The sequence below is a fragment of the Paenibacillus alba genome (assembly GCF_013204855.1).
Lineage (GTDB): Bacteria > Bacillota > Bacilli > Paenibacillales > NBRC-103111 > Paenibacillus_E > Paenibacillus_E alba.
In genome coordinates this window covers 254,075-273,267 of record NZ_JABMKZ010000004.1, presented here as the reverse complement: position 1 = coordinate 273,267, position 19,193 = coordinate 254,075, and the positions used below count along the sequence as shown (strand labels likewise).

Genomic DNA, 19,193 nt, shown 5'->3' with positions numbered 1-19,193 from the left:
TTCCCTTTTTCGTATTTAAAAACGGAGCCACGCAATTTCGCGGGCTCCGTTTTTTCAATTCATTTTACCATAAGATATTAAATCTTTATTTTAATTCTGCAATGAATCTGTCAACTTCGCCATTCGGTGTAGTCACAGTTTCATAGACTTTGATCGACACATTGTTTTGAACTTGGCTTTGAGTGAGATTGTTGAAGCTCAGCGATTGGTTGCCGCTCACCAAACGATTTGTTCCAGTGAAAGGGAAGGAACTCGAGCCCAGTGAACTTCCGGAACCATCAACCAGTTCAAATTTCAATTTGGAGAAGTTATTATCCACGATGACTTCAGGATCACGTGTAATGTCCATGTCCAGATTTAATTTATACGTATAGGATAATGTCGGAGAAGCCAGCTGGGATAATGTCCAGCTTTTGATGTTCAGCTTGAATGGATATAAGGAAACATTGTTATGATCATTGTCGGTTTGCGAGCTGACATTGTAGCTGGCAATCGTAGATTTATAGGTTGAAGAACCATTAGCCGGTTGTCCTTGTCCAGCTCCTGACAGGACGCCTTGCACATTCAATTTATACTGATCACTTTGGTCAGTGGATGGAATAGTATAGCCATAGCTAACTACGACGCCTGTTCCGGGAGCAATATCGGAAGTACCCATTGTTTGTCGGCTGCCCGTATAGGTGTAACCATCTTTACCCGTTAAATCAGCGGCAATTGCTGGTACCGGAATGGGCTTATCGCTTTTATTGACCAGTTTGAATTTAGCAAGACCGGTTTTATTTCCGGTTTCTTCGTTATTCGTAACATGCAATTCTTCAAGCGATACAGCCAGATTTGGATTGATGAACTCATTTCCTTGCTCGAAGACCATGGGTGTACCGAAGGTATAGTTGCCTCCAGCAGGGACTGTGCTTGTATCTGATCCTCCATTAGCTGGAAGTCCAAATCCGATGCGTCCCGTATAGTACTGAATCGGTGCTGTCTGGCCTTGTTTCAAGAAGCTTTCAGGCGTAAGAACATAGAAGGCATTCAATTGCGTATTCGTATCGGTCGTGATCGCAAAATGAATATATTTCTGCTCTCCGGCATTGAGACTTATTGGGGATTCTTCAACCCTTTTTCCAATAAAAGATTGCCCTTCCGATTTCCCGCTGAGTGTGAAATCGGGAATGGTTTCCGCATAACTTCCTGAATTTTGGACTTTAACCTGCACGATATACGTTGGCGATTGCCCAGTGAACTGCTTGGACAAACTTGTAGCCGAATATTTCAATGATGAAGTCACGCCAGGAACCGAAAAGATAGCTCCCCAATTCCCTAGTAGGGCTGGGTCCTTAATAACAGCATCTTTACCGCGCCATACAATCGAAGAAATGGGAGAATCGGCGAGCAGGGTTTCCTGCTTAGGATATACTTTTTGATTCACATCAATCCAAAGGATATCGGTTAAAGTTACGTCCGACTTTACATTGATATCGGTCATATAGCTGAGTGTCACATCGCTCTGCGGCAGAATAGAGTGGGCATTGTTTGCGCTCGGCACTAGTGTATAGTCCGTGCCATCAGCCGTTTTGACACGGAGTTCATAGTCGGGAATCCGTATCGTGGAACTGGACGAATTGGTCAGCTTAACGACAGTCCCAATTCTCCAACCGTCTGTTGTTTTTTCCTGCAGCATACTTTTGACTTGAGCCTGTGAGCCACCAGGGAGGGTGTAGGCTTTCATTTCATCTACACGAATCTCTGTATGTTGACCAGGCACAAATTGCTGCTTGGCTGCATAAGAGGAAGTCACTAGCAGGTCGCGTGTGGCAGGTGCGATCCCCCCGAATGTACCGTCAGCCAAGTTCCCGAGCAAGTTCAATTGAATAGCAAGTGCAGCGTACCCCTTGGCCCAACTCGAGACGGTGCTGTCATTAACTCCAGCATTCCCTTTGGCCTCAGCATCCTTATTCAATCCGCGGATTAGGAAGGCGGCCAGCTGTTCTTTCGTTACTTCACCTGCAGGGTTATACGTGCCTGGACCAAAGCCATCGGTAAGGTTAGCGGCTTTCAGCGCTTCGATATAAGGCAGAGCATAGCCGTTAGCCGGATCAGTGCTGCTCACATCGCTGAAACTGGATACCTTCAAAGAAGAATCTACTTTTAATCCGAAGATCAAAGCAGCTACTTTGGCAAATTGGGCACGGTTCATTTTATCATGAAGACCAAAGAGGCCATCACTGACCCCATCAAAAATACCCGCGGCAATCATCGCGTCAAACTTAGCCTTCGTTGCGGCATCAAGCTGATTTAAATCACTGAAATCTGCGGAGGTTTTAGGGGCGGCTGCACCTAGAGCTGCAGATGAAAACAAAGTAAGGGCCATTGCGGTGCTCATGATAACTGATAAACTTTTCTTCATTTTCGTACTCCTCTCAAAACTCGATTTGGAATCTGGGTATAAATCATTTAGTCATTGATATCCTTTGACGCTTTTTTTCTCTGGATAAAGAAAAGAACGAAAGGGATACATATAAAAGCAGGAATCGCAGAAATATAAAAAGTGTCAGCAATGGACCTGACCAATGATTCTTTTTGCATGAATCCGGCTAGATAAGTAGCCGCAGTTCCAGAGGCTGTTGTCATGTCGATCGACCACGAATAAATGGCGCCTGAAAGCATGGATACCGTACTATTCGCTGTAAGTGAATCTACAGGAACACTATCGCTGATATGCTGAAAATGAATAATCTGACGATTGCTCATGAGCGCCGTAAAGATGGCAATCCCTAGAGACCCAGCAACCTGCCGAACCACGTTGGATAGGGGAGAGGCGTTGCCGACCTGCTGCGGAGATACCGCACGCATGCCTGCTGTGGTCAGCGGCATCATACAGAGCCCGATTCCAATCCCGCGGATCGTTAATATCGTATTGAGCCAATGGTTAGGCGTATCCGTCGTCAAATGGTGCAGATCCAGCGTCGTTACACCCAAGATGGTAAGACCTGTGATACATAAGGGGACAATCCCAAATTTATCTGCCAGTTTTCCACTAATCGGCATCATCAGCGCCATCGCGATGGATTGAGGCATCATCAATATTCCGGTCTGCATCGCGGTAAGACCTTGTATGTTTTGCAAATATAAGGGGGTCAGAAACGTACCGCCCATCATACCCATCATAACTAAACTACCCGCAATAACACTAATGGTAAATTTTAAATTTTTAAAAAGCTTTAAGTCAAGAACGGGCTGCTCGACTCCGAGTTCTACCCAGATCAGCAGCAGCAAGCTGAAGAAAGCAGTAAAAAGCAGGCTAATGATGAATAAGGATGACCATCCTTGTGACTGCCCTTTGCTTAGAGCGAGCAGCAAGCTTCCAAAGAAGATCATGGATAGAATAGCCCCGGTTAAGTCAAATTTCAATCCTTCTCTTCGGGGAGATTCTTTCAGCAGAACTTTTCCAAGTACTACGGCAAGAATGCCAATAGGTATATTAATGAAAAAGAGCAGCCGCCAGCTGTAATTTTGAATCAGATATCCACCGAACGTTGGCCCGAGTGCAGGAGCGCACATCGCTGCAACTCCCCACAAGCCAATCGCTGTACCGGTTTTCTCCCTAGGAAACGTCGTATAAATAATGGACATCCCGATTGGCATAATAAACCCGCCGGCAAATCCTTGGATGATTCGGAACAAGATCATCGTACTAGAGCTCCATGCCAGGCCACAAACTACGGAAAATAATGTGAACCCGGCTACAGAGTAAATAAAGATGTTTTTATTTCCGAATTTGGCACCGAGAAAGCCGCTCATCGGAATAACCATCGCAGATGCCAATGTATATCCCGTAATGACCCACTGCATCGTATTGATATCCGAGCCAAAAACGGCAACGAACTTGTTCATGGCTACATTCATTAAGCTGCTGTTGAGAACGGCAACGAAGGTACCCATGACGATAGCGATAAGCGACAGCCACATTTTGCCATTGCCTTCTGATTCTTGTTGTTTAACTGCCGATGCATCGGCCATAGCTGCGCCTCCTATTCGGCTTTTACCTTCGTGCCTTCAGCAATCTTGTCTGTCGGATTCACGACGATTTGTTCATTAGCTTTGAGTTTATCGTTAGGCAGCACATACAACCAATCCTGATTTTTCTCCTCCGTTTTTACTTCCACGAGGTGGGCTGTATTGTCGTCTGCTGTGAACAGATATTCTTTCTGATCCTTTTTAATAATGGCGCTCTTCGGAATTTCCAAACGGCTCTCCTGAGCGGCATTCAGTTTAACTTCAGCTACCATCCCAGCAAACAGGAAACCATCTTTATTGTCTACTTTCACTTTAACAGGGAATGTGTTGCTGTTCGCGTTAGCGACGGGGCTAACGAAGAATATTTCACCTTTAAAGGTTTGGTTCGGCAGGTTTTGTATGGCAACGTCTACTTTCATGCCAGCCTTTACTTGCGAGATTTGGCTATCGGATACACTCAATTCCACTTGGACTTGATCCATATTGACAAGAGAGAGGACCTGCACACCAGGCTGGGCAAGCTCACCTATAGAGATGCTTTTTTTGACAATAAGCCCGTCTATCGGCGCAGTAATCGTAGCATTGTTTAATCCGCTGTTCGCAAGCTCTAAACCTGCATTTAAACGGTCAACATCCGCCTGAAGCGCTGAAATTGTGTTATCAGTCGGCCCGATTTTGGCTAATTGCAGCTTTGCTTCTGCTCCTTGCAACTGAGCTTCAGCCGCTTTTTGCGCGCCTTGTGCTTGCTCGGAGCTGGCTTTCGCCTTTTCATAATCGAGCGTTCCTTTATCCAAATCCTCCTGAGTCACCCCAGAATTGCTGTCGTATGAATTTCTTAATCGGTTATAAGTGCTGGTAGCAAGTTCTAATCCCGCTTTGGCTTGCTCCATGGCCGCGGTTGCCTGTTGGTAAGCTCCTTGAGCTGCGCTCACTGCGCTTTGAAGACCTTGAATTTCTTGTGAACGGGCACCGGCTTTCGTATCGACAAGTTTCGCTTGCGCCGCAAGGAGGGAGGATTCGGCTTGTTTCACTTGTTGATTTAAATCGCCTGTTTCCAGCTGAATCAACACATCGCCTTGTTTGACTTTACTGCCTTCTTGTACATTGACACTGGCTACTTTGCCAGCTACTTTGGATACAATTTTAATATCCTGATCTGGAATGACTTTACCGCTTAGACCTGCAGATGCAGGTTGCCCCAGTTTAATGACATGAATCGGGACTGCTGTGGAATCCACTTGCCCTGAGACTTCAGCGCCACATCCAGGAAGAACAGCAATGGCTGCAATTATGAGAATCGCTGGTACGATTAATTGATTTCGTTTACTCATCGTTGACTAACTCCTCTTCTTTTAGTTGCCCTTCAAATGAATTTTGATCGAGGAGCTGATTCCTGGTGATAAATCAAGCCCTTGGTTGTCATCGATTGCAATTTTGATAGGGATACGTTGCGTTACTTTTGTGAAATTCCCGCTAGTGTTGGTAGAAGGCAGCAGCGAAAAGGTCGACGCCGTAGCTTTGCTGATTTCTTTCACTTTGCCTACTAGCACTTTGCCTGGGAAATTGTCCAAATTGATTTCTACTTTTTCGCCTTCCTTGATTTTATAAATCTGGGTTTCCTCAATATTGGCCGAAACGTACAATTTGTTCGTATCGACGACCATCGCTACCGTCTGACCCGGTGAGGAGACTTCCCCGACTTTAACCAATGTTTTGATGACAGTTCCTTCAATAGGGGACCGTAGTGCCGCTTGATCTAGGCTGCTTGTAGGCAAATTATTGTTGTCCTGCTGTCCGATAATCTGATCGGCAAGAACATGATCTCCTTCGTTAACTTGCAACGAGGTCACTTTTCCGGTAATTCGCGGCATGACTTTGTAGATATCTCCGGCAAGTCTGGAATCATCTGTAGAAAGATAGTTCTGACCTTCATACCAAAAATAACCGCCGATTCCTCCACCAACGACTACCAAAGCTGTCAATATGACATACAACATTACTTTACGCTTCATGATTTCTCCTCAACCTTCTTTTCCAATTGTCTAGTAATCAAATCGAAAGAACTATGAATGATGATGAGTTCTTCTTCCGAGAATCCATTTAGAAATTTAGAATAATTAGCTTCTTGGAAAAAAGAATTTTCCTCAAACCTTGCTTGCATTTTCTCCGACATATAAATCCAAGTCACGCGGCGATCCGCTTCGTCCTTCACACGATTAATCCACCCATCGCGTTCAAGCCGATCGATGATCCCCGAAACGGTACTGTAGGATAAATCAACGGCATCGACAATCTGCCCGATCGTCTTGGGCTCCTTTTTAACTTGGTGCAACGTCATGAATTGGGGAGGTGTTAAACCCATGCAATGAATCCTTTTAGCTAATGATTCTTTATGAGTTCGCGTCAATTGTCTCAAAAGTTTAGCGATGCTCGTTTCCAGATACATCATCACACCTCTTTTCAAAAAAATCTCAACTAAAAACTTCATAGAAAATTATGTTTGCAAAATGAACTCCCCCAAAAAAACAAGTTGTATCATGAAACTACATTATTGTATTATACAACTTTAAGGCGTGTTGTCAATGTACTTTTCTGTTCCCATTTTTGATTCAAAATTAGAGTGGGGTATGTTAACATGGTTCATATAGCTAATGAGGTGAAAATGTATGAAAATAGATTCATTGGAAAGCATAGAACTTGAAATGGCCATTTTTGTTCGCCGTCTTACCTCCATAACCGCTGATAAAAAATTCGGTAATATCGATCGATCTGCGTATCTTTTGCTGCACCAAATATCCACGCATGGCTGTGCCGGTGTGAAAACGCTAGCAGAAATATTCCAATTGGACATTTCCACTGTTAGTAGGCAAGCTGCGTCATTAGAACAGAAGGACTATGTATACAGAATACCTGATCCACTAGATCGAAGAGCGTACACCTTTCAAATAACGGATTTAGGAAAACAAGAATTAGAAGAATATAAACAGGCAAGATCGATCAGACTTAAGGAAGTGTTAAAAGAGTGGACAGAAGACGAATGCGAAACATTCGCACAACTGCTTAAAAAATTCAATCTTACGATCAATGAAATTCGTGCCAAAGAGCCCAATTAGCGATAATTGGGCTCTTTCTTGGCATATAAGGGCTTGGGGTGATGCAGTCACTCTCTAGCTCCAGTTGCTTATTATAAACCTGCAATTGTGCATCTTTTTTGCACTTGGAGCAGCCTCAATGATGAAATTCCTGCGTTTGTGCAGGCTTTTGAGGCTTTTTTGGGATCAGAGGCTGGAAACGATGAAAATACCTGCACAATTGCAGGCATTTCCACTTTATAACCGAATTCACCCGGAAATTCCTGCACTTTTGCAGGTTTTCTTGCGCTAAGCATAAGTGCTAAATCTATGGAGAGTCTGAACGCTGACACAATTATAGGTCTTCCGTTAAGACAAGCATCCCCTCTTTGACAGCCCCCTTTAAATTCAGCATGGTAAGATTTACGTAAATCGTGCCGTCAAAAGTAAAAGCACCAGTTCCTTTGGAATATTGGTTATTGGTGGTAATTAAAGTGACAAGCTGACCATTAAGACTCAGCTGCACCAGCGGTTCATTCCAGCTGACGGTATAGAAGCTGCTTACAGTGGAGAGCGAGACGTACTGCGCTCCGTCCACTTGGATCAGGCCAAAATCGCCTGTGCTTTTTTTCGTTTTTTCATCCTTCAGGCTAAAACTAACCGATTTGATAGCCTGATATCCGCGACTTGGGTCACCGACTGCTGGCGGCTCTGGCGTTGCGGATGGTGAAGGCGTTGGAGAAGGAGATGGAGATGGAGATGGAAGAGAGGGCTGTTCCTCTTTTTTCTTAAGAGAAACGCCAAGGTCTGCATTAAATGAAACCTCATATCCGGTAGCTTCTCCAAATGCACGTACCGGCAAGTAGGAAGTTCCATCCACAACAATTGCTGGCGTTCCGAGTGTTTTGCCTTCGATCTGGAAGGGGAAAGCGCCCTGAATCGTTTTTCCTATCATACTAGTCATTTCCTCCGCATGTGCGGACAGTGTCGTAGCCACGAGAAACCCGGTGATACCGCCGAGGATGTATTTTTTCAATTGATGCACCGCCTTATATACAAGTTCTATTTCGCAAAATAAAGATAATTGCAGAAAGCTATGATTAATAATACGCTATATTGTTTTTGGGCTGCAACTTTATGGAACAAAAAAAGCGGAGCCTCGCGTGTTTCAGGGCTCCGTTTTTATGAAATTTAGCTTACAATTGTTGGTTAGCCAAATATGGGCGAGGATCGATGTAGTTCATTTGATTGCCCGTAATGCCTGCTGCAACGGCAAAATGCAGATGAGGTCCCGTTGACTGACCGTCATTGCCAACAACAGCAATGACTTGGCCGCGGCTTACCTCCTGACCGACGGAGACATAGATCCCATCTCCATACATATGGCCATAAACACTCATCAAACCATTGGTATGTTTAATGACGACCCAGTTGCCGAATCCGTTAGCTTTTCCTGCGTAGAGCACAATTCCGTTATCCACAGCGACGATGGAAGTCCCAATGGGAGCTCCGATATCGATTCCGGCGTGGAACTCTTCACCGCGGGAGCCAAAATCCGATGTTATGGTATGGGAAGAAGGAACCGGCCAATCCCAAACACCATCGCTTTGAATTATTTTATCCAGCGCCGCTTTAAGTTGTTCTTTGACTTCGGGTGCAAGCTCGGAATCAACCACGGACAAATTTTCGGCATCTTTCTGAGCACTGTCAACTTCATTCAGACTTTGTTGCTGTAATTGCTTCAATAAAGTGAGACGCTCTGCAATCTTTTGTTCTTGTTCGGCTTTGGCTGCATTTAGCGTGTTTTGCTGAGCTTCAAGCAACGATTGCTGCTGATCCAGTTGTTCTTTCATCTTCGTTAAATTCGTTTTATCATCCGTTTTTGCATCAATAATTTGCTTATCTTGGCCCAATACCATAATTAGCATGTTTATCCGATTAATAAAATCGCTAAAACTAGAAGATCCTAATAGCACATCCATATAAGAAGCCGAAATATTTCCGCTCGTATAGATATAACTTACTCGATTTTTCAATAGTTTATCGCGGGTATCAATATCCTTTTGAACACTGGCTATATTTTTCTGTAATGAATCCTTTTGGATCTTCATTTTCTCGATCTCAGGCTGCAGTTCGCCAGCTAATTTATCATATTCAAAAACTTGCCGGTTAATCGATGTGAGCTGACTTTGAATCTCCGTTTGTTGACCATTAATCGCTTGGATAACTTGTAAACGTTGATTATAGCTTGCGATTAAATCTTGGACACCCTGTTCCGGAACATCAGCTGCATGTACATAATTAAAATTAGAGAACAAGATCAGTATGGCTGCGATAATAACAAGTTTCTTGGATTTCATCTTATCATCCCTTCCAGCATGATTCTATGAAGTCAATGTAGATGAAATAATGATTTTCGACTCTAATAAAAGTGTAAGTCTTCTAGATCAAGCTGTCATTGGTATGTTGTTCCTTTCAAACGATCTCCGAGTGGAGCGCCGCATAACGCGGCGCTTTTTCATTTGGTCGTTAGATGCCATGAAATGCTCGGTAATGCCGGGTATCTAAGGATTCTGCAACGAAATCTAAGCATGCAAAAAAGTGTTACTTGTCCATTTCGCGATATGCAAAAAATGAATCTTGCCAGGAAACGGAAACGAACATACAGTTGGATCAGTCCATGATGTGAGGAATGGGGAGGTTTAACTGAATAATGGAACAGTTTATGAATCCGGGTGCGGAATATAGAATCCAGCCATTTTGGTTTTGGAACGGAGATATGAATAACGAAGAGATCGAAAGACAGATTGCGGAGATGGATGAAAAGGGAGTAGGGGGATTTTTCATTTGTCCCCGTCAAGGGCTGCAGATTCCGTATTTGTCGGAAACTTGGTTCGAGAAGGTCCGATTTGCGATTGAAGCTGCAAAAAAAAGAGGTATGCATGTTTGGCTATACGATGAATATCCGTATCCAAGCGGCATAGCTGGCGGTGAAGTGACACTGCTTCATCCAGATGCGAAGCACCAGACGCTCGTTACGACGGAAATCCGAGTGAGCGGAGGCTCCAAGGTGCGGCAGGAATATCCTTGGGCTAAGGTGATCTACGCGAAGGCAGTGCCTGTAACCGAAGATGGCGTACGAAAGTGGGAGCAAATGGTCGACCTGAAGGATGCCATCGGGAATCTGCAGGCTGATCCTGTCTTCCAGAAGACGGGGCTCACGACGTATAACCAAAAGCGTTTTTTCACATACCGGACGATCTTCCAATTGGATTGGGAAGCTCCGGCTAGCGCGTACGAGTGGGATATCCTTGTGTATCAGGAAAAAGAGATTGAGGATTTTAAATATTATGGCACCTTCGTCGATCCATGCCATAAGGAAGCGATGCAAACTTTCATCAACCTGACGCATGAACGGTACGCCCGGCATATCGGAAGCGAGTTTGGAAACACGGTGAAGGGGATGTTCACAGACGAAATCGGGCTCCTGGGGTCGATGCCTTGGACGCCGCGACTGGAAGTCTATTTCCAAGAACGCAATGGCTATTCCATTGAGGAACATATAGCAGCGCTGTCCTACTCAGATTATAAGGATGCTGCGCGCATCCGTTACGACTATTTCCAAGCGCTGCATGAGTTGTTAACGCAGTCTTATCATAAGCAAGTCTATGATTGGTGCGATCAGCACGGCCTGCAGTACTTGGCAGAGGTGCCGTCAATTCGGATGACTACTCAGCGATTCAGCCACATACCAGGCGGCGATAGTGCTCATGAAAAGCTGGGCCGATCTTTGGAATGGATCTTACGGCGATATGCGTGCAGCTTCCGGGATAATCCCAAGATGACGAGCTCCATTGCCCGCCAGCTTGGCCGTCAGCGCAATGTGGATGAGTGTTTCCACAGTGTTGGCTGGTCCATGAATATGCAGGATGCCAAATGGATGATCGATCGCATGGCGGCATTAGGTACGAATTTCTACGCCTTTCATGCGTTTTTCTACACGGTAGACGGTTTGACGCAGCACGATGCGCCGCCTTCGCAATTTTATCAAAACCCGTATTGGTCCCATTTCCGCAAGCTTGGTGACTATACAGGCCGCATCAGCTACATGATGGCGCAAGGCGTTGCTGATATTCGAATCGCCATGCTGGATCCGACGACCTCGTTCTGGACGCATATGGGCAATCCGCTGCATCATTTCGATTACGGCGGAGAAGATGAGGCCGAGAAGGCGAAACTGGAGCAGTTGAAGGAAGATTGGCGCTCGCTTGCCGTCAATCTCCTGCAAACGCGTAGAGATTACGACCATCTCGATCCGGAGCTTCTGGCAGAAGCCGTGATAGAGAACGGCAAGCTTGTGATCGGTGACGCTGCGTATGCCGTGCTTCTGCTGCCTCCGATGGCGAATCTGGAGCAGAAGGCTTGGGAAGCAGCCAAACGCTTCCTTGCTGCAGGAGGAACGGTCATCAGCTTCGGGCTGGTGCCTAGCCAGCGAATCGAAGCCGGCAATACGGTGCCGGAAGAAGCTGTTCAGGCGTTCGGGCTTCCTCAAGCACCTGACGGTTACTACTGGCAGGGAGAAGAGCAGCAAGCCCCCGAGCATCAAGACATCTTCAAAGGCGGGCAGTCAGCCTACTTTATCCCGCGGAAGGGAGCTTCATCGCCGAAAGAAGCGTTGCACAAGCTTGATCTCCTACTCGATGAAGTACTTCCTAGAGCTGTCACTTTGGATTGCGGTACGGCAAACCGCTCTTTCCTCCTCCAAAGCAGATACGTTTCGGAGCAGGCATATATCATCTTCGCTAGCAATCAGGAAGGGGAGGCGTGGGATACCCAAATTACGGCGGATCTATCAGCGATTTGGCCTGACGCAAACCTTGACAGCAGCATAGAGGCCGAGGTGCTTGATCTGGAAACAGGAGGAAGCAGTCCTCTACGAATAGAAGCAAACGGAGAGTGCATTGGATTCCCTATGCATTTTGCAGCTTACGGCTCGCGCATGATTCAGCTGCGCAGAAGGGAGCAGGAGCTGGCGGCTCCAGCCGATGAAGCAGTGAACAATCCTTCTGCGATGCGTCTTTCTATCGAGGCAGAAGGAGCTTGGAAGCAGAAGGCGTTGACGCCAAATACGGTGCGCTTTGAAAACTTCCAACTGTCGATGGGCGATGATCTGGATGGCCAAGGGGAGTGGGTACAGGCGAAAACTTTTATCGATCAATGCGCCGATTTGGCCGAGACCTGTAAGCTTCCCGTTTCGTTCGCGCAAATCTTCGGAACGCCGAAGAAGATGAAGCTCGCTTACCCGATACCCTGCCGCTATCAAGCGCGCTTTTATGTGGAGCGGATTCCAGAACAGTGTGAGCTGTTAATGGATCAATCTGCGATACTGGGAGACTGGCAGCTAGCGATCAACCATATGGTTTATGCAAAATCCGATTTCAACAAACGAATCGTGTACGATAATTCGAATGGCGTATGCGATGTGAGAGCAAGCCTTGTAGAGGGCTGGAATGAACTTACGGTTGATGTCAACATTCAGGAAGATTGGCACGGTATCGTAGATGCGCTCTACCTGTACGGCACGTTCGGCGTGCAGTTCACAGGTGAATCAGGTGAATCGGTGTGTCCGATTCTCATAGACACGCCTACCGCCGCAAGCAGTCTTGCAGCTGACAGCTATTATCCCGGGTATCCATACTTTGCCGGAACACTGTCTTTTACCCGCGAGCTATGGCTCGACGCATTGCCGGCAACGGAGCGATTCGAGCTGGCGTTCAACCATTGGGACGTTCACGACTTGATTGAAGTGTTGATTAACGGCGAATCATTAGGTGTTCGCCCTTGGTCTCCTTACGTATGGGAAGGCAGCGCCGCAAATCTCCGGCAAGGAGCGAACCAGTTGGAGGTTCGGGTTACCGGAACTTTGATCGGAATGCTCGAAGGCAAATATTTTGACTATCAAGAACATCGTGTCGCAGACATACACGGCGAAAGGAGCACATCTCATGCCAAACACAGTTAAGCCTCATATCGCCCATACTCCAGGGGTTTCCGCCTCCTCAGCTGCGAAGAAGAAAAGCGGGCTGGGCAAGGAAATCATCAAGAACAGATATTTATATTTGCTGGCTTTGCCCGGACTATTATTTTTCCTTATTTTCAAGTATATTCCCATGTTCGGGATTGTCATAGCGTTCCAAAACTACTCCCCTTTCAAAGGGGTGATACATAGTCCTTGGGTCGGTTTTGACCATTTTCAGCGATTTTTCTCCAATCCCGATTTCCTTATGATTTTCCGCAATACGATGGGGATCAATCTGTTGAATTTAGTGTTGTTCTTCCCTTTGCCTATCCTATTAGCCGTGTTTATGAATGAACTGCGCAAAGAAATCTACAAGAAGTGGATTCAAACGATCATTTACATGCCTCACTTTCTGTCATGGGTCATTATTGCAGGATTAACGTTCCTGCTGTTCTCCAAAGGCGACGGTCTCGTGAACAAAGTCATCGAATCGTTTGACGGCGACAAAATCGATGTGCTGACGAATCCGAATGCCTTCTGGTTGATGATTGTTGTCCAGTCGATATGGAAAGAGGCCGGTTGGGGAACGATTCTCTTCTTAGCCGCGATTGCCAGCGTCGATCCTGGGCTGTACGAAGCAGCCCGTATGGACGGCGCAGGAAGATTGCGGCAAATCTGGCACATCACGCTGCCTGCGATTCGAAGTGTCATCATCGTCCTGTTGATTCTTCGTCTCGGTCATATGATGGACGTAGGCTTTGAGCAAATATTCCTGATGTATAATGGCGCCGTATCCCAGGTAGCGGAAGTATTCGATACGTATGTCTATACGGTTGGGATTAAGCAAGGGCAATTCAGCTACAGCACAGCCGCTGGATTATTCAAATCAGTCGTAGGTTTAATTCTTGTCGTTCTTTCCAATAAATTAGCTAAAAAAATGGGCGAAGAAGGCGTCTACTAAGGAGGGTTCATATGAAAAAGAGTGCAAACGACCGCATCTTTGACGCTGTCAATATTACAGTTCTGGGCCTGATTGCCCTGTTGACGTTTTTCCCAATTTACTATGTATTCGTCGTGTCTTTCACAGACCCTACGGAATTTCTACAGAAGAAGTTTATTCTTTTTCCTGAGCATTGGTCTCTTGATTCTTACAAATATTTGCTTGGTACGAAAGCATTCTTAGGCTCCATCGGGAACAGCGCCTATCTGGCGATTGTCGGGACGGCCTTAAGCCTCATGGTTACAGCTGCGCTTGCGTATGCCATATCGCGGAGACGCCTTCCCGGAAGAAAAATGTTTGCGCTGATGATTCTTCTAACGATTTTGTTCAGCCCGGGCATTATTCCGAACTACTTGCTGGTCCGTGACATGAACCTGATTAATAATACATGGTCGTTGATCCTTCCGGCTTTGGCGAGCGGTTGGAATGTCATTCTGATGCGAAGCTTTTTCTCCAGCATCCCGGTCGAGCTGGAAGAATCGGCGGCAATTGACGGCTGCAACGACATGACAACTTTTTTCCGAATCATTCTCCCGCTTTCGCTTCCTTCCTTGGCAGCATTTGGCTTGTTCTATGCGGTAGGTTATTGGAACGCTTATTTTTCTGCGCTGCTTTATTTAAACGATGCGGATAAATGGCCGATCCAAGTTCTCCTGCAAAATATGCTGCAAAATGCGCAAAACAGTGACTTGGGCCAAGATGCCTTCGTTGCCGCGCCTCCGGCAGAAACCTTGAAGATGGCGGCTGTCGTCGTAGCCACGATCCCGATTCTAGGTGTGTATCCGTTTCTCCAAAAGCACTTTGCGAAAGGCTCGATGGTCGGGTCGGTGAAAGGCTAAGCTGGAGGATATCCTTATGATTTCGATGGAATTTTCCAATCGAAATCATTTTTTTATTGGGTTATAATGAACGGGAAGTTTAGAACTGCTTGGAAGGTGGGCCTGGTTTGCAGAAACGTAGAGGAAGTTTTTATCGTAATAGCTTAGTCATGATCATGTTAATCGCATCGATCCCGGGAGTCGTGATGGGATTTATCATCTATTGGACTGTGACGAATAAGATCGAGGGCGAACTCCAGCGCTTGCATCATAATAAAATCATCCAGCAGGAGAAAAATATTGAAGCGCAATTTGCCAATCTGGAGATGACCTTCTCCCATTGGGCCTTTGAACCCAATTTAGGCGCCAAACTGAAAAACTTAAGCTTCGCGACCGATTTTGAACAAGTTCACGAGCTATATCGAACACTGCTCATTATTGAAGGTTCCAATCCAATGATTGAGAAGGCTGCGCTTTATATAGGAAGCCCCCGACCTGTGCTCATGAACAAGGAAGGGTATGACTATCAGGTCAATCCAGGTGTTCTTGAACAGTACAAGGCATTAATGAAACGGGAAAAATCGATTTATTGGATGGACGCCGCCGGTCTGCCTGGCGCCCCGAAAAGTTCCGACGGAACGTCGCTGGCCCTAGTCAATAAGCTTCCCGGCGGACCAACAGAGCCCTACGGCCTATTAATCGCAACCTTGAACAAAGATCGATTGGAAGAACAACTGAAAACGCTTAATCCACTGGGAGAGGGATCGACCTTATTATTAAACGGAGATAAGCAGTGGAAAATCTCTTCGAACGGACATCGAACCAATCTCGATATGGCGCTTGAGAACGAGTATGAGAGCCGTGGCTCCAAAGAGGACTCCTTTTTGTTTTCCTATGAGAAAGCCGTCTATTCGGTATCGATTAGCCAGTTCAACAGACTTGGAAACACATGGGTGTTTCTTTCGGCCGAACCGCTTTCAAGCATTACGTCGCCTGTCTTGTTAATTTCCAAGGTGATTCTTTTCGTTAGTCTCGGAGGTTTATTGCTGTCACTGCTGCTATCTTGGATGGGCTCAAGACGAATCTACTCTCCGCTCGACAGCTTATTCCGCAAGCTGAGCGGAGGGCATGGCAGAGAAGAGCATCGCAATGAATTTGAATGGATAGAGATGAAATGGGACTCGCTGACCAAAGAAGGCGAGAATTTAAGAAGCAGGCTGAATCTCCAGCTTCCGGTTCTCCGGGAAGGCTTCTTGATGCAGTTGGTGCAGGGCTACTTATTTGAATTCACAGAAGCCAATATTAAAGAACGGTTAAAACAGTTTGATCTAGATTCAGAGAATAAGCAGATCGGCGCGATGGTCGTGCAAATGCGCGGCTTGAACTGGGAAAAAGGCGCCCGCTTCTCTCAGGGGGACGAGGAATTGGTCGCTTTTGCCGTGGGCAATATCGCCAAGGAGCTCGGCGAGAACATGGGCATGCCGTGCGATGTCTTAAACTTTCATGATTCGTCATTAGGCATGTTCTTGACGATGCCGCAGGAGTGGAGTCCCGAGCGCACCAAAGCATGGATGCGGGACTTTGGGAACGAAATGCTTCAGATTATCCAGAAGATTTTGAAATTGCAGGCGGTTATCGTGATGGGCAATACGACTACCCAGATCAGCCATGTTCCTTACTTGTTTGAAGAAACCAGACAATTGTTGAATTATTGGGACCTCAAAGATACCAATGAACTCATCGATGTGGTTCAGTTCCACAAAACTTCGAGCCAACTTGCTTTCCCTTATAATTTTATGCTGGAAAAAGAACTTATTCATGCCATTCGTATTGGTTCGGGAGAAGAAGCTGTTAAACTTGCAAGGCAATTTATGGACGAGCTGACGTCCGCAGGCTTGAAGAAGCTGGTGATTCAACAAGGCATTAATCAGCTGCTTGGAAGCATTCAGCATAATATGCTGCAATCTGGCATCAATCCGATCCGTATGTTCGAAGGCGCGAATTTGTTCCAGGAATTGAATCAGTTGAATGAACTTGGCGAGATGCTCCGCTGGTTGGAAACACGCGTTGTAGGGGCCTATGTGCAAGAAATGGTGGGCAAGCAGGATTTCCAACTGAAGCAGTTCATTGAGACTGTTATGCTATACATTCAGGAGAATTACAGAACCAATTTGTCTCTAGAGTCTTGCGCCGACCATTTTGGAACATCACCCTATACGCTTAGTCGTGGGATCAAGCAAGTAACGGGGATTAATTTCATCGACTTTTTGACCAATCTCCGCATCGATCAAGCCAAAGAATTGCTGCGTACGACAACGATGAAAATTAACGAGATTGCCGATCAAGTAGGCTATCAGCATACGTACTTCAACCGCATCTTTAAGAAGGCCGAAGGGGTCTCCCCGAGCCAATACAGAGATTCCGTACAGAAGGACTACGCATAGCGAATTCCACTTCCATGCCTTGTTTTTTCGGCGAAAAACCAGGCGGGCAGCGGGATTCTTGGCTATGTGCAAGGAATGAATAGTGTGCAACAAAGGATAAATAGTCGTTGAGAGCGGCTGCAAGAAAGTCCGGTTGTCGGGAAGCTGGATATCCCTTACGATGTGAATCACAACACGAAGACAATTTCAAATCATACTTAAGGGGATGAAACAAATGACTTTCAAAGTTAGAAAGAAAGCAGCATGTAGTTTGACTGTCATGCTGATTGCGGCGACCGCACTCACGGCATGCGGAAGTAAATCTGAAAGCACTTCCACAGCTCAACCCGGAACTGACAATGCGCCGCTGAACGTCAACATTATGACGATTCTTCTTAGCGCTAATCCGCCGGCAAATGACAACGCTATCAAGATGGCTATTGAGAAAGCGACCAATTCCAAATTGAACGTTCAATGGGTATCTGCCAATAGTTATCCCGATAAATTGAACGTTACACTGGCGTCGGGCGACATTCCTGAACTTATTTACATCCCTGATCCGTTTACTTCCGTATTCCGGGGCATGGTTCAGCAGGGCGCATTCTGGGATTTGACCGATTCCATCAAAGATTATCCCAACTTGAACAGCAAGATTTCCAAAACCGCCTGGGATTTGACCAAAATGGAAGATGGCAAAAACTATGCCATCCCACGTCCGCGTCCAACGGAAGGAGATACGTTCTTTCTCTTCCGTAAGGATTGGCTGGATACGCTTGGTCTGAAGGTTCCGACCACCACAGATGAGCTTTATCAGGCTTACAAAGCTTTTACTGAGAATGATCCGGATAAGAACGGCAAGAAAGATACGATTGGTCTTGCCATTAATGCGACGAATGGAGATAAAGTGTCCGATACACTGGGTCAAATTGAGAATTCCTTTGCTAAAGCGAACGGAGATTGGAAATGGCTGAACGATCAGATGGTGTTTAAATCGTTTCTCCCGGAAGAGCGTCAAGCGCTTGAATTCGTCATTAAGCTGTATAAGGAGAAATTGATTCCGGAAGATTTCGCTTCTCTGAAGCCCAGTCAGGTGAAGGACATTGTGAAAACCGATAAAGCGGGCGGTCTTGTCGATAAAACAGGAACGGTAGTGTCCGACTATTTGAATGATTTGAAAAAGATTAATCCGAATGTGAAAGAAACCGATTTCTATCCAGCTACAACGATTAACGGTTACAATCCGAAAGGGCCTGGATTCTCCGGCGTTCTAGCGATTCCCAAAACCGTTAAAGAAGATAAAATGAAGCGTATTCTGAAAATGATCGACACGTGGATGAATGACGATGTATTCGCGATTCAAACGTATGGGATGGAGGGCGTGGATCATACCGTCAAAGACGGTGTGAAAGTGGTTGATTCCAAGAAATTAGCGGATGACGGCGGACCGGATTTCAATCAGATCGTGTATGTGGCTGACCCCTATGCGAGTACGGTGAAGAACTTCTTCCAGAAGGAAACGCAGGATTTGTACAGAAACGTTCAAGACGAGCGTGCCAAAACAAGCCAAGCGGATATCAGCATCGGCCTATACTCCCCGACCGCTATGCAATATTTGCCGGAGCTGCAAAAGAAAGTGCTTGATATGAAAGTTAAGGTCATTTTAGGAAAAGAATCGATTGCTGCATGGGACGATTTTGTTACTAAATTAAAGGCGGATGCGAACGTCGTGAAAATGAGCCAAGAAATGACGGACGCTTACAAGAAGCGTCTTGCCGCAAAATAAAACAAGCTCAACCGGCTCCCGCGCTTATGGTGTGGGAGCCTTTGTCTTATAGAAGAGAGGAGTTT

General features: G+C 46.0%; 13 protein-coding genes. 6 read left to right on the top strand and 7 right to left on the bottom strand.

Translation table 11 applies throughout. The annotated features are described in order from the left end of the window. Positions 1-85 precede the first annotated feature (85 nt). Genes HQN90_RS08190 through HQN90_RS08170 form a run of 5 tightly spaced genes read right to left on the bottom strand, consistent with a single transcriptional unit; the run spans position 86 to position 6,376 of the window. Positions 86-2,404, bottom strand: a complete 2,319-nt coding sequence (locus tag HQN90_RS08190) for an S-layer homology domain-containing protein (RefSeq protein WP_173217287.1) — start codon at positions 2,402-2,404, stop codon at positions 86-88. A gap of 47 nt (positions 2,405-2,451) precedes the next feature. Further along, positions 2,452-4,017, bottom strand: coding sequence for a DHA2 family efflux MFS transporter permease subunit (locus HQN90_RS08185; RefSeq protein ID WP_173217286.1), 1,566 nt, complete (start codon positions 4,015-4,017; stop codon positions 2,452-2,454). Between the two features lie 11 nt (positions 4,018-4,028). After that, positions 4,029-5,345 (bottom strand): efflux RND transporter periplasmic adaptor subunit, encoded by a 1,317-nt coding sequence (locus tag HQN90_RS08180; protein ID WP_173217285.1) that lies wholly within the window; start codon positions 5,343-5,345, stop codon positions 4,029-4,031. Positions 5,346-5,366: 21 nt separating this feature from the next. Then, complete coding sequence (locus HQN90_RS08175; RefSeq protein ID WP_173217284.1) at positions 5,367-6,026, bottom strand: HlyD family secretion protein; 660 nt, start codon at positions 6,024-6,026, stop codon at positions 5,367-5,369. Next, a complete protein-coding gene (locus tag HQN90_RS08170) occupies positions 6,023-6,376 on the bottom strand; it encodes a MarR family winged helix-turn-helix transcriptional regulator (RefSeq protein WP_246362150.1) in 354 nt (117 codons plus the stop codon). The genes HQN90_RS08175 and HQN90_RS08170 overlap by 4 nt, the downstream gene beginning before the upstream one ends. 304 nt (positions 6,377-6,680) lie before the next feature. Here HQN90_RS08170 and HQN90_RS08165 point away from each other — a divergent pair, with 304 nt between their 5' ends. After that, the gene (locus HQN90_RS08165; RefSeq protein WP_173217283.1) at positions 6,681-7,127 is read left to right on the top strand and encodes a MarR family winged helix-turn-helix transcriptional regulator; all 447 of its coding nucleotides are present in this window, start codon (positions 6,681-6,683) and stop codon (positions 7,125-7,127) included. A gap of 313 nt (positions 7,128-7,440) precedes the next feature. Here the strand turns inward: HQN90_RS08165 and HQN90_RS08160 are convergent, their stop codons facing one another. Continuing rightward, positions 7,441-8,121 (bottom strand): hypothetical protein, encoded by a 681-nt coding sequence (locus HQN90_RS08160; protein ID WP_173217282.1) that lies wholly within the window; start codon positions 8,119-8,121, stop codon positions 7,441-7,443. A 160-nt stretch (positions 8,122-8,281) separates the two neighbouring features. Further along, positions 8,282-9,445 (bottom strand): murein hydrolase activator EnvC family protein, encoded by a 1,164-nt coding sequence (locus tag HQN90_RS08155; RefSeq protein ID WP_173217281.1) that lies wholly within the window; start codon positions 9,443-9,445, stop codon positions 8,282-8,284. Positions 9,446-9,798: 353 nt separating this feature from the next. Here HQN90_RS08155 and HQN90_RS08150 point away from each other — a divergent pair, with 353 nt between their 5' ends. From HQN90_RS08150 to HQN90_RS08130, 5 genes are all read left to right on the top strand, one after another. Next, a complete protein-coding gene (locus HQN90_RS08150) occupies positions 9,799-13,107 on the top strand; it encodes a glycosyl hydrolase (protein WP_173217280.1) in 3,309 nt (1,102 codons plus the stop codon). Continuing rightward, entirely contained in the window at positions 13,091-14,065 is a 975-nt protein-coding gene (locus HQN90_RS08145) for an ABC transporter permease (protein WP_173217279.1), read from the top strand. The genes HQN90_RS08150 and HQN90_RS08145 overlap by 17 nt, the downstream gene beginning before the upstream one ends. Positions 14,066-14,076: 11 nt before the next feature. Next, positions 14,077-14,943 carry a carbohydrate ABC transporter permease gene (locus tag HQN90_RS08140; protein WP_173217278.1) on the top strand — a complete coding sequence of 289 codons (867 nt, stop codon included), beginning with the start codon at positions 14,077-14,079 and terminating at the stop codon, positions 14,941-14,943. Between the two features lie 107 nt (positions 14,944-15,050). Continuing rightward, positions 15,051-17,366 carry a helix-turn-helix transcriptional regulator gene (locus HQN90_RS08135; RefSeq protein WP_173217277.1) on the top strand — a complete coding sequence of 772 codons (2,316 nt, stop codon included), beginning with the start codon at positions 15,051-15,053 and terminating at the stop codon, positions 17,364-17,366. Between the two features lie 214 nt (positions 17,367-17,580). Beyond that, positions 17,581-19,128 (top strand): type 2 periplasmic-binding domain-containing protein, encoded by a 1,548-nt coding sequence (locus HQN90_RS08130; protein WP_246362148.1) that lies wholly within the window; start codon positions 17,581-17,583, stop codon positions 19,126-19,128. The last annotated feature ends 65 nt before the right edge of the window (positions 19,129-19,193 follow it).